This window comes from Segatella copri (assembly GCF_026015625.1).
GTDB classification, from domain to species: Bacteria; Bacteroidota; Bacteroidia; order Bacteroidales; family Bacteroidaceae; genus Prevotella; species Prevotella copri_H.
The window spans coordinates 2,556,521-2,570,369 of sequence record NZ_JAPDVG010000001.1; the positions used below are offsets into that span (position 1 = coordinate 2,556,521).

At 46.7% G+C, this 13,849-nt stretch carries 5 protein-coding genes; all 5 read right to left on the reverse strand.

The window, feature by feature from the left end:
- Positions 1–137: 137 nt before the first annotated feature.
- Positions 138–1,943: a RagB/SusD family nutrient uptake outer membrane protein gene (locus ONT19_RS10780; RefSeq protein WP_218433113.1), complete on the reverse strand. Its 1,806-nt coding sequence runs from the start codon at positions 1,941–1,943 to the stop codon at positions 138–140.
- 13 nt (positions 1,944–1,956) lie between these two features.
- Complete coding sequence (locus ONT19_RS10785) at positions 1,957–4,977, reverse strand: SusC/RagA family TonB-linked outer membrane protein (protein ID WP_334649318.1); 3,021 nt, start codon at positions 4,975–4,977, stop codon at positions 1,957–1,959.
- A 507-nt stretch (positions 4,978–5,484) separates the two neighbouring features.
- Positions 5,485–8,172 carry an alpha-d-galacturonidase gene (locus tag ONT19_RS10790; protein ID WP_264953054.1) on the reverse strand — a complete coding sequence of 896 codons (2,688 nt, stop codon included), beginning with the start codon at positions 8,170–8,172 and terminating at the stop codon, positions 5,485–5,487.
- A 159-nt stretch (positions 8,173–8,331) separates the two neighbouring features.
- Complete coding sequence (locus ONT19_RS10795) at positions 8,332–12,318, reverse strand: family 78 glycoside hydrolase catalytic domain (protein ID WP_437183492.1); 3,987 nt, start codon at positions 12,316–12,318, stop codon at positions 8,332–8,334.
- 39 nt (positions 12,319–12,357) lie between these two features.
- Positions 12,358–13,830, reverse strand: coding sequence for a glycoside hydrolase family 140 protein (locus tag ONT19_RS10800; protein WP_118154174.1), 1,473 nt, complete (start codon positions 13,828–13,830; stop codon positions 12,358–12,360).
- Positions 13,831–13,849: the final 19 nt, after the last annotated feature.

A 13,849-nucleotide genomic window follows, 5' to 3' on the forward strand; every position in this document is an offset into this window, starting at 1 on the left:
GTTTGGAGATAGTTTTTGTAACTAATTACATAAAGTTTATGCTATTTAGAATTATTAACCATAAAAAGTAGGAGATAAACACCTATTATTAGCATTCACCTCCTACTCGAGTATATATTAGTTAAATCTAAAAAAAATTAATAACCAGGATTCTGGTATTCAGCGCCATTATTAATACCATTTGTAAAGGTTGTTGAAATTGGACGAAGAGCATACTCTGGTTTGAAATACCTAGCCAAGTCTGGATGTGTAGCCTGTAGATATGAATTGTCCTTGAACATTCCTGTGCGCTTCAAATCATAGAAGCGGCAGTATTCACCACATAACTCACGACCACGTTCATCCAATACTGTACGAACAGAAGCAGAACCAGTGAGAAGGGTAGCCCCTGCACGTTGGCGAACCTTATTAATATAGCCCATAGCGTTAGCCCCGCCATTTAGATAGATATCAGCCTCTGCTGCAATGAGGTAAATCTCAGCCATGCGTATAATGAATGTAGCATTCAAATTTCCATTACGTTTTTTGCTGGCATTAGCAACATAATAGTTGCTGCTATTATGCTTGTTAAGAGATGGATAGAAGTAGCGGAACATGTTTTCACCTGCGCCACGCTCGGTTATCACATTCTTATTTGCATCATCATATACATCCTTATAATCTACTATTAAGTAGTTGGCTGTAACTTTCTTACTTACTTCCGTTGCATAATCTGCATCCTGAGGCATCACGATTTTGATGGCCAAGTCGCCTGTATTGAGCTTCTTGCCAACAATGGCATCTTCCTTACCAAAGTTGTTCTTTGAACTTTCGTCCCACTCATAATTCCTATTTGCGTTCCACTGAGTAGTGAAAGACTTGTGGAAACGTGGGTCTAGTGTTCCATCCTGCTGTACATATAGATTGAGCAAATACTGAGTTGGCATGAAGATACCTGCCTGACTGCCTTCCCATGTTAGACGGCTAGTCTGATTGTCTTCACGAGCACCAAACTTATTGATATTACAGAGGAACTTCTCATCGTTACGATTCAATTTGAAGTTACCATTACTAGAACCATGTCCATCGCTGCCAGCATACCAGCGATGCTTCCATAGAGCCTCCTTATTTTCTTTATTATTTTTCTCAGCAAAAACCTCCTCATACGTAGGATACATGTAAGCACCATATGTAGAGCCACCCGACTCACAGTCAGTTATCAGCTTTTTAGCTGCATCAAGCGCCTCAGGTATATACTCATCCGTAGCATACTCTTTGGTCTGCAGACAAACTTTTGCCAACATTCCAAGTGCAGCTTTTTTGGTAGGCTGTGTAGTAGTTGCGTCATTGCCTTTATCCAGCCATTCCACAGCAAACTCCAAGTCAGGAATGATAATTTCCTTATAAATCGTTAGAGGTTCTGTACGGGTAGGAGCAAAATTCATAGAGCTAGCCGGTTCTGTAATCATGGTAACCCCACCAAACTGCTCTACAGCATTGAAATAATAGATAGCACGCAAGAATCTAGCTTCTGCAACTTTGACATTTCTTTCAGCCTCAGTTTTAAAAGGGGCTTTATTTGCCAAACTGATAGCCATATTGCAACTGCCAATACCATCATAGAGAGAGTTCCAGATACCATTTGTATAGGTGGTGTTAGGTGCTGCACCTGCGAAGAACCAAAAATACTGAGTATAGGAAGTATTCTGATTTCCTTGGTAAGTCCAGAGGTCTGTATCACCTTCTGTCAATTCCATGAAACCATCCGTACCATACAAGAAACGTTCCATACCAAAATAGCACTGATTAAGCAAAGTCTGGTATGACTCAACCGAGTTCGCTGCCATGTTCTCCATGGTAAAACCACCAGGGTTTTCTTCTTCCAAAGAGCACGAAGCTAAAGACATCGCACCAGCAGCGAGGGCTGCAGAGAACAATATATTCTTAAAATTCATCTTTTTCATTTTTCTTAATTGTTTAGAATGTGATATTTATACCAAAAACAAACTGCTTGTAAGTTGGGAAAGTATCCGAGCCACCCATTTCAGGATCTGTACCTTTCAACTTACTGTCCATAGCAAAAATCCAAGGATTATAGGCAGTAAAATAGAAACGGCACTTCTCCATAAGTGCATGCTTAGAGATGCTCTTTGGAAGTGTATAACCCAATGTGATGTTCTTTATCTTGATGAAAGAACCATCATATACATTGATGGCTGTATTGCCAATCGTTTGGTCATCACCACTACCAGGGCGTGGATAATAAGCACCTTGGTTTTCTTCTGTCCAATAGTCTATACCTGAAATTTGATTTGTATCAATTCCAGACTTTGCTGTATATGAACCGAGCATTTTGCTATAGATAGTCTGACCGAAGCGTCCCATTGCATAGATAGTCAAGTCGAAGTCCTTATAGACGAAAGTATTGTTAAGACCAATAATCCAGTTAGGATTCTCATGTCCCAATACCTGACGGTCATCCTGGCTGTACTTATGCACACCTCCGTCACCATTGCCATTTTCGTCAAATTTCTCAATCGTCTCAACCTTTACCCATCCAGGTTTCACGCCATACTTATCAAGTTCTTCCTGTGAAGCATCAGTACCCCAGATACCAGCATACTTGTAATCGTATATAGCATGAATAGGTTTACCCACGAAAAGATTCTCTGAAATCAAGTCACCATTAGGTAAGCTCTCGATCTTTTCCTTGCTCCAAGTTCCTGTCAATGTGGTATTCCATTTAAAGTCCTTGGTAACGATATTACGGCTGTTGATGGTGAACTCCACACCCTTGTTGCTAGTCTTGGCAATATTTTCCCAGCTAGCCAAAGGAGAGCCCCAACCTGTGCTGCCACTTGTTATAGGCATAGTACGCTTGAAGAGCAAACCACGTGTTTTAGTGGTGAAGAAATCCAAACTGCCATCAAGACGTCCTTTGAGTACAGCCATATCTATACCGAAGTTCCAATTATAAGATTTTTCCCATCCCAAAGAAGGACTACCATAGGTACCGGTATATTGAGTGAACGGCACTATGTTGCCATTTATAGTGATGCCGGCAGAAGTGTATTTATAGGCATTTGTTTGTGTTGAATAAGCACCTACGCCACCTGAATTACCTGTAATACCTGCACCCACTCTGAGTTTCAAGTTGTCAAGCCACTTTTCTGAGCTTTTCATGAAACTTTCATCTGACACGCGCCAAGCTAATGCTCCTGCAGGGAATGAATCCCATTTCTTGCCTGGAGAGAAGAATGACACACCGTCCCAGCGATTTGAGAAAGTGAAGAGGTACTTACCTTTATAGGAATAATTAAATCGCAAGGCGTATGACATTTTTTGGGTGGTTGTCAGTCCTGACTCTACACGTTGGCTATTAGCTGCCAACAAACGCCAATACTTCCATATGTCCAAATCCTGGCCACTACCATCTGCATTGGTATATTCATTAGAATTCTTCTGCCAAGAAGTAACGCCTGTAACACCAATGTTATGGTCATTAGCAATGCTGAAGTTGTATGAAAGAATATTCTCCCATGTATAACTATAACTGTCTGAGTTCTGTATCTGTGCGTGTGGCGAACCTGCATATGTAGGTCTGTTGGCATGACACAAATTGCCCCAATAAGTACCTTGGCGGCCATGACCTAACGAACCGTTAAGTTGAGTACGGTAAGACAAACCCTTGAAAGGAGTAATCTCTGCATAACCAATTGCATTGATATAAGTATAACGGTTATTATTGTCATACTGATTCTTGATATAATCGCCCATAGGAGAGTATTGGTTATTGATATACTCAGAGTTATACTCACCAAATTCATCAAAGACATCACCAAGAGGAAAAGCCCTCAATGCTCCTGTGAATGTCTTGTTGTCGCCGCGGTTACGGATGCTATAGTTGAGATTGGTCGACACACCAGCCTTAAACCAGTCAAATACCTTTTGATCGATGTTCAAACGTACAGAATATTTGTTGAGTTTCTCATTAGACAGTAATCCCTGGTCACGGTTATACACCAATGAAGCGTAAACATTTGTCTTGTCAGTTCCACCCTGGATGGAAAGTGAATATTTTTGAGTAGTAGCTTTATTATCCATAGCCTGATCTACCCAGTCTATCCATTTTCCTGCATTATAAGCATCTACATAATCCTGGTTACCACCGAAGAGGTCTGAAACGCTCGCTGGAGCTACGCCATTTTTATATTTATACGCCTCTGTATAATAATTAACCCATTCATCACCAGTCATGCCACTCTTGTACTCAGGAGAACCACTCCAACCATAGTAAGCGTCAAAATTAACCCTTGTCTTAGAACTCTTCGCTCCACGCTTGGTTGTTATAATGATGACACCATTGGCACCTGCTGAACCATAGATAGCGGTAGATGAAGCATCCTTCAATACATCGATGCTCTCTATATCGTTAGGGCTTATGTCATCATAGCTTCCAGGCAGTCCGTCGATAATAAACAAAGGACTGTTATCGCCATAGATAGAACGAGAACCGCGAAGCAAAATATTTACTCCGCCACCAACCTGACCACTGGATTTTGTAATATCAAGACCTGCGATTTTACCTTGCAAAGCCTCCATTACGTTGGAAGTAGGAGCCGCTACAACATCTTCATTCTTTACGGATACTACAGAACCTGTCAAGTCACGTTTTTTCTGTGTACCGTAACCTACAACAACCAACTCCTCAAGACCTATAGCATCAGGCTCCATCTTGATTCCCATATTTTGCTTGGCAGAAATAGTAAAAGTTTTATAACCTGTGTAACTGATTTCCAAGACTGTACCAACAGGTACATTTACAGAAAACTTGCCATCCAGGTCAGTAATGGCACCGACACCACTACCTTTCTTTTTGATGGTTACACCAATCATCGGCTCGCCAAGCTCATCAACAATAGTACCATTGATGGAGTTTGACTGCTGCACTACAGAAAGAGGTGTTTGAATTCCTCCTTGAATTTTACTTGCCATCATAGTTGTTGGAGTCAACAGGATAGTCGAAACCAACATTACCTTAGAGGTAATTCCTGAGATAGCGTCAGGATTTTTCAATTTCTTCATAATTGAGTCTTTTAGGTTTGTTTTTATATTTTAATCTAACTTCATAAATAGTCTGTTCCCAATCATCTGTGCCGTGATGTTAGTATACTACAAACAAATAAGATTATCATAAAGACGAAAAGAATCCAAATATTGTAATCACCTTCATTGAGATTTCTATACGTTATATACACATGTTTCTTGCTCTATTGCCCAGTGTTTCAAGATGATCGCATAGCGTGCTAAAGTTGTTTGATCAACTAATGAACACTAACTATTCGCCAGAGTTAATTAACGCCAAGGGCAGAATATAACTGCCCAAGGTTATCGTTTGATTTAAATAGAACCCACTTTTTCGAGTGGACTCACCTAATAAAAAAAAGGATAGAGCATAACACATGATTTGTGCTATACTCTATCCTTCCAATTATATCATTCTATTTAGTAGAACAGCCAATCAATCGCCTTATCGGCACCTGAGAGGCCGGCATCGCGAGCGGTAATCTTATCGCCCGTAGCACCGAGCACTAGCAGGAAGCCTTTTGGCAGGAGCAGGGTGTGCTTGCCGGCAGCAAACTCGTACTTGTGGATGTTCACCTGTGGCATGCCGTCGATGCGGATGGCGCTGGTGAGCTGTGGCTCTGCCTGACCGTAATCGTTGGCTGTGGCATCGGTCTCCAACTTCGGAGCCTTGGCATATTTCATCTGGTCATCACGGAAATAACCTATCAAGAGCTGCACAGGCTTCTTGGTGGTAAAGATGAGCGAGGTAGATGCGCCACGCTGCTTGCTGCTGTTCATCACGTAAGCATTCATACCTGCCAACTCAGGAGCAAAATCGGTTACTACACTATCCAAATCGTTGAAGAGCTTGGCACCCTTGGCTATTTTCACAGTCTTGAAATTAGCCTCGCCATTGATATTCTCCATCTGGAAAGCACCCGTCTGTTGGGTTGCATCCTTCAAAGGCTTGATATCCTCTGCCTTCATCTTGTAGGTACCCGCAGCCTGAGCCTTGAGCATGGCGATATTCTTCTTCAGATTCGCCAACTCCTGCTCATATTTTGGTAAGAGTTCGCTCCAATGCTTCATGTTGCCGCCATCACCTCCGATAGGGATGCGGCGCTGGGCGGTCTGCATCGAATTGGCATAGAGATAGGTATCCTTGGTGAGATCCACCAGCTGACGGTAATATTCCAGACTCTTTTCGAGTAGCGGAACGGCAGCATCCAATTCCTTGATATCCTTACTCCACTTATAGTTGAGCACGTGCTGAGCTGCCTTCACCTTCCAGCCGAAAGTGTAGGCAAAAGCACGGTAGCAATGCATATCGTTCTGAAGACGGCGGAACTCATCCTGATTGCCGGTTACACGACTCGCTACGGCATCGATGGCAGCCACAGCCTTGTCGCCGTGAGCCTCGGTCTGAGCTACGATATCGAGTGGCAACTCACCCACATGAGGCTGATGCTTCCACTCCTTATCTACATATTCGATGAGTTTCTCGCCCTCAGGACCGCAACTCTCATAGAAACCAGGATAGATGGTGTACTTATATGGATTCACTAGCTGACTCATGAACATACCCAGGAGCAGCGTCTGGCGGTTGCCCTCGGTAATACCGAAACGGCGGAGGAGCTTAGGCGCAATCTCACCGCTCTCATCGTATGCCTTGCGAATGCTGTCGGCAACAGCGGCATCAGTAGCATAGTAATCGGCAAGCACCTTATCCCAGTAATTACCCTCGGCAGCTACATCGCGACGGCAGTTCCAGGCATATCTTCCCCATGTCTTGTACCACATCCAGTCGCGGTCTAACTGCTTCTCGCGCTTTCCGCCAGGCAATTTATCTGCCGTATAAGGCCAATCCCAGTAACTGGCCTGCGGATAGAGATGCAGGGCATTGGCATGATGAACATCGTGCATCGCCGTTACCGCCTTCTGAACGAACGAAGGAGATGACCAGCGGAATGGTTCGAGATTGGCAAGGATATGCACGTTGCTTATATGGGTAGAACCCAGGGCTGCCAAATCAGTATGAATCTTGGTCCAAGGACCACGAGGCTGATAGGTGGTAAGCGACTCTCCATTATACTTATGCATCGTATAGAGGTTCTTGTAGAGCGGCAGCGCTGCCTCCATCACCATCTTGCAGTCGGTATCGTGGGCACGGAGCAGGACTGGCGGTTCGTCGGTTCTTCCCAAAGCCTTCAGTCCGTCCTTGACACCCGGGATGATGGTCTTGGTCATCCATTCCACATCATCCTCGTAGGTATTCATCGCCTCACCGAGACAGACGAGCAAGCCTACATTGGGATATTTCTCGATGAAGGCAGCTACCGACTTGCGGGTATAATCGCTGATGAGCGGAGTGATAGGACGGTGACGGTCCTGTGTCTTCAAACCATAATGATCAGCAAAAGGCTTGGAGAGGATGATGTTGTAGAACATCTGAATGACGAAGATGCCACGGCGGTCAGCCTCCCTGGTCAGGAACGAGAACATCTCTTCGTTCTTCTTGAAGGTAGCCTCATCCACCTCAAGGGCGAAAGGATAATCCTTCAGTTTGACGAGCGAAGCAAAAGGGTGACCATTCCAGAGATAGAGCGAATTCATCTTGTTGTCTACGAGCATATCGAGATACAGAATCCACTGTTCCTTGTCATAAAACCAAGGGAAATTCTCAGGGGTATAAGGGTATTCGTAAACCTGATGGCCCGGTAGATAAACGGTTTTCTGCAAACCTACACAAGCACCACGGAGCACCATTTCAGGCGCATCCTCCTGCATCAGCGGCACATTGAGAGAACCATGCTGAGCCACGTATTCAGCAATTTCGTTACAGCCGTAGATGACACCCGAGCCATCATTTCCCTGCAACTGGATTTTCTTTCCCTTGCGGGTCCATGAGAAACCTTCCTTCTTCAGTCCGGCAGTATCCTTGGCTTGCGAGAGCGAAATGCGATATTCGCCCTTCTTGCCGTTCACCACAGTAGGGAAGCCCAAACGGTTGAGCTTCTTCTGCAAGTATTCAGCAGCATACTGTTCCCGATTAGAAGCCGTCTTTTCGGTCAGGATATTCACTTTCTGGGCAAAGGATACAGATGGAATCAGCACGAGGGCTGCCATCACAAAAATCTTTTGTACTTTTATCATTGTCTTAGTCTTTGTTTTATAGATAAAGACGCAGTTTCCTTCTTTTTGTAATCAATGAAGGAACTTTCGCTTGGGGAATTTAAAACAATAAAAGGATAGATATCATATCTATCCTTTTAATTTACTATTTTCTTATTTTATCTTTTTCAAATCCACTTCCTTATACGCCACTCTCTGGCGACGCCAGGTGTAGATGCAATGCAACTTGCCATCCTTTCCCTCGATGATGCCTGGATAGGAATACTGGTTGATAGGACTGTCCTCCAGGGTGAGGAGATGGCGCCAATGGGTGCCGTCATCGCTGATGGCAAGACTCAATGGCGTGCGAGATCCCTTCTTGGTTCCCGGCAACGTCTCGAAATTGTTGTAGATGAGCACGTGTCTGCCATCCTTCAGGGTAACAGCATCCGTACCGCTCTGGTTGTTCTCGATATCGAGCAGGGTAACCGGAGTCCAGGTATCACCACCGTCGCTACTAAAACTGGTGGCAAGTTTGGCATTATGAGTACGCATCAGAACCTGCAATCTGCCATCCTTCAACTTCAGGATAGATGGCTGGATGCTGTAGATTAATCTCGCCTTTTCTCCCTCCTTGTAGATAGGATGCTCCATATCTACCGTAGCCGAATCTACATCATCGGTACGAGGCTTCAGTTCGGCATCTACCGGACCCACATACTTCCACTTATTGGTCTTCAAATCGAGGATCTCCACATGGAATCGCCAACCATTCTTCTCGGTACTGGAACCGCAGATGAGTCTGCCGTTCACCATTTCCGGCTTGTTCTTGATAGGACCGAGGAAACCGTCTGGCAATGCCTCCGGATCACTCCAAGTCTTACCGCCATCCTTCGACTTCACAAGACAGCCCGTCCAGTCGCCAACGGTAGATCCCACCTTATAGAACAGCCATATTTCGCCATCCGGCATGGTATAGAGCACAGGGTTCCAGCAAGACTTGCGCTTCAGATTGGCAGGCAACTTGATATTGGCTGACTTAGAGCGGAAATCATATTTGTAGCCGGCAGGCACACCGAAACGGCGCAATCCGTCCTTGATAGGTCCCTTATCAGCCGGAGTCGTCTTCTCATCGATGCCCGAAAGACCCGCCTTCTTAGCCTCAGGAGTACCCAGGCGATAAACACCATCGGCAGCCAGGATAGGCTTCTCCCAAGCCTTGGCACCCTTCGGTTTCCGACTTACCCAGATGCAGACATCCGGATTGCGCTCGAAGGTACCGCCGAAGTAAGCAGCCACCAGGTCACCATTCTTCAACTGGGTGATGGTAGAGGCATGAGCCGATGGGAATCCGCTGTAATCATAGAGGAATTCATCCTTCAGGATGGCAGCATCGCGGGTAGGGATTTCTACCGAATAATGATAATCGCCACTACCCACCGTTTCAACCTTGCCATCAGGCAGATAGACATCGGCTGTGGTGTTGCAAGGCACGGTGATATCCCAATCCACATGCTGCAAAGTCTTCTTCCACTGGCTCTTCACTACTCCGTATGGAGTCTCGTAATCTGCTTTTACCGATTCGCAGTTCTGAATACTGAAGGCTGGCTTCAACACGATGTGCTTGTAAGCCACGCTGGCATCAGCCTCAGCCACCTGCTGCACGTTGACACCCTTCTGCTGGATACCTCCCAGATACTGATAGCACCAGGTAAGCAAGTCACCCAGAAGCATCACATGATTGCCCGAATTCATCTTCGGATCAGCCTTGTCGCCATTCCAGAGTTCCCAGATGGTAGTAGCTCCGTTCTCAGCCATATAACCCCAAGACGGATAGGTGCGCTGGGTAGCCAGGAGATAAGCCACATCAGGGAAACCGTTGTCGCTCAAACCGCGAAGGAGCCAGGAGATGCCGATGACACCGCAGTTGACATGTTCCTTGGCATCGATGCAGATGCCCTTCACTACCTGCTTGATGAGTTCGCTGCGCAACTCCAGAGGAGCGATGTCGAAGGAGAGCGCCAGGAGATTGGCGGTAGAGGTATTGTTGCCATAATAGATGCTGTCTGGATAAAGCACATGACCCGGACGTCGGGAAGTTCCTGCCTTGTTGGTGAGGAACTGCCTGTTGAAGGCTTCTATCATCCCGCTTCTGCGGTCAGCCCAAACCTTAGCTTCTTCCTTCAAGCCCTGCAGGTTTGCAAACTGCTCTGCCAGCTGCAAACAGCGGATTGTATAGGCGGTGGCTATCAGCTTGCCATCGGTCTTTCGCTTCGGATCCTGACTGTGAATCAGTTCCAGTTTCTCCGGTGGCACGCACCAGTCGCCGTATTTATCCTTGGTGATGATGCCGTTCTCATCCGTATATTCAGCCAGGATATGGTTGATCCATTTTCTGATGGATGGATAAGAATCGATGATAGGCTGCCTGTTGCCAAACTGATGGTAGAGCATATCACAGGTGAAAGGCAGAGCTGCCGGCCAGGTAACATCATCGGTATAGTAATTCCAGAAAGCAGGAGCCACATCCGGAATATTGCCATCCGAACGCTGGGCATCGCAGATATCGTGCATCCACTTGCTGTAGAGTCGCTCATTGTCGAAAACGAAACTTTCACCCAACGAACCCACCGTACGGTCGCCCAACCAAGGCTGGCGCTCGTTGCGCTGCGGACAGTCTACCGGCATACCCTTGTAATTGCCGTAGATGCCCCACCATGCATTCTTCAATACCTTATTTAATATCGTATCAGAAGTCTCGATATGCCCGATGGTAGCCATCTCATCGCTCACGGTATAAGCGGTGAAATTCTCCTTGCGGGCATTCTTCATACCGGTGATGGCAGCATAGCGGAAACCATGATAGGAGAAGACCGGGCGCCAAGGCTTGCCGTTCTCCTTACCATTGCAGACATAGATATCCTCAGAGAGGGCATTGCGGAAGTTGTCGAGATACAGACTGCCGTCAGCCTGCAGTTTCTCGGCATATTTCACACGGATGGTATCACCCTGCCTGCCACGGACCTGGAAACCGATCCAGCCCGCCATGTTCTGTCCGAAATCTACGATGAGTGTATCGTGGCGATGCTTCAGACTTACCGGATGACCGAATTCCTTCTCAACCATTCCCGTCATCGGCTGCGCCATCAGCGTACCGTCAGGAATGGCACAGCGCTCGGCTTTCTGCCACTGGCTATCGTCGAAACCAGCCTGGGTCCAGCCTTTCAGCGCCTGTTCCCTGCGGGCATCATACTCCTCGCCATCATACTCGTTGTTGCTGCGGATAGGACCATCGAAGCTCAACTTCCATGTATTGTTGGTAGCCCAGGTTTCAGTCTTTCCGTTCTCATACTCCACCTTCACGTTGATGCGGCATTTCGGATAACCGAAAAAAGGCGTCTTGTATGCCTTCTCCTGTCGCATCGGAAACATTCTTCCGTTGCCCAGTTTGATGGCGATGGCATTCTTCTCAGTCAGGAGCGAAGTGACATCGAACGTATTGTAGTAAATAGTCTTGCGGTAATCGGTTGGTGCAGGCTGCAATGCCTGGCTGCCGCCCATACGCTGTCCGTTGACGTAGAACTCATAGACACCGAGTCCGGCAACATAAGCCACCGCCCGCTTCACCTTACCTTTTGCCGCAAAGTCCTTGCGGATATAGCGTGCTGCCAGTCGGGTATGCATGCCTTTCTGTTCTCCAGGCTGCAGGTCTTCCAAGCCAATCCAGGTACCGCTCCATTTGGTTTCACCGAGCAGTCCGATGGTGAAGAGCTGCGGTTCGGTCCATTCCGATTTTCCTTTATTGGTAGTGATACGCACCTTCCAGTAAGCTTGAGCGCCACTCAGCAGCGCCTTGCCCTGATAAGGAATCCACAGCTGTTCATCGCTGTTGCGTTCACCGCTATCCCATAAATCCGCCTCGTTTCTATCCAGTTTTTCTCTGGAAGAAGCTACAAGAATCTGATAACTCGTCTGCACCACACCCTTCCTGTCAGAAGTAATCTGCCAGGAGAAGCGAGGGGTTGAAGTTCCGATTCCCAAAGGATTCACCCGGTTCTCCGTCCGCATCTTCACCACGTCAACATGACTGGCAGCGGAAAGCGGAAGTGCTGCCGACAGCGATGCCGTCAGCAACACACTCATCAATATATTATTCTTCATTTGAATTCTTCACTCTTCGTTCTTCACTCTTCACTTTATTTACTCATTCAAATCTCTTTTCTTACCAGCCAGACTCTGATCTTCTATCATCTTCTGGTCTTTCTTCAGATAGTCCTTGCTGGCATCAATGGCGATGAAAACACCATCGCTGATACCGCGGGTAGCCTTCTGAGGAGCGAAGGTGATGACCTTGTTGTCAAACTCTCCGATGTATTCCAGCTGTCCGTTGGCAGCATCCATCCACCATACGTTCTTTCTGCTGCCCGAAACCTTGCGGAGGTCGAGTTTCATCGGAACACAGTTGTAATTGTAAACCAGCAGATAATCGTTGCCTCGGGTAGCCAGCAGACGGTTATATCTTTCGCCATTCTCACCGGCAATAATGCTCTGGTCAGGCACACGCTCAAAGTATGGCAGAGAGAGCATCAGATTCTTGAGATGCTTCATCTGGTTGAATCCAGGATCGTTGAGCGCCACATACCAAGGCTTCTCGGCTCCATCACTTCCATAACTGGTAGGATAGCCCGGCTTCAACATCTGCATGATGGCATTATGACCATAGGTATGGCCGCAGGAACCGGCAAAGACACTCCAGTAGGCATAGCGGCGAACGTCATAATCCTGCCAGCGCTCCTCATTAGGATCGTGCAAGCCCTTCGGAATATCCTCGTAGCTCGGTTCGGCATCGAGCACAGGTTTGATAGGCTTGTATGCCCAGGTAGAATCCACATACATCCAGTTGTCCTCCTCGGTATTGTCAGGGATAGGATAATCCTTATTGCCCATACGCTGACCATACTTGCGATGACCACTCTGGAAGGTATGGAAATCGAGCCATTTCGCCTTGCTCCACCATTTGGCAGAAGTATATCTGCCACGAGGATGATAGGTCATGAGATGATTGTGATCGATGCTCTTGATGCTGGTAGCGAGCGACTCCCACACCTCTGGGTGGATATCACCCTGGATATCGCCACCCATCACCCAGATGATATTAGGCGAATTCTTATAGCGGTTGGCAAGGAACTTTCCGTATGCCTTAGCCTGCTGTGCATTGATATTCTCTGCCTTTACCTGAGAACCCCAGATGGTTACCATGCCGATGTAGATGCCGTTCATCTCGGCAAGTTTGATGATGTAGTCGAGATGATCCCAATAGCTGTAGACACCTGCAGGGTCTGCCTTTGACAAATCCCATCCGGCAGGGAGCGACTGCTGACCGTAGATATTAAAGGAAGGTGTGCCGTCCATCACCTGGATGAGAACGGTATTGAATCCCGCTACACGGCATTTCTGAAGATAATACTGTGCCTCGGCTCTATCCAGACGTTCCGGCAGAAGCCAGCCGGTATCACCCAACATGAAGAACGGCTGTCCGTTTTCAAACTGCAGGAATCGCTGGTTGGCAGAAACCTGTAATTTACCATTAGCCCAAGGCTTTTCGTTTTTAGCGGCAGAGGCAGCGGTAAAGATTCCGCAAGCCAGCGCCAATGTTATCATTATTTTTTTCATTTTCTAAAGGAGTTTAGAT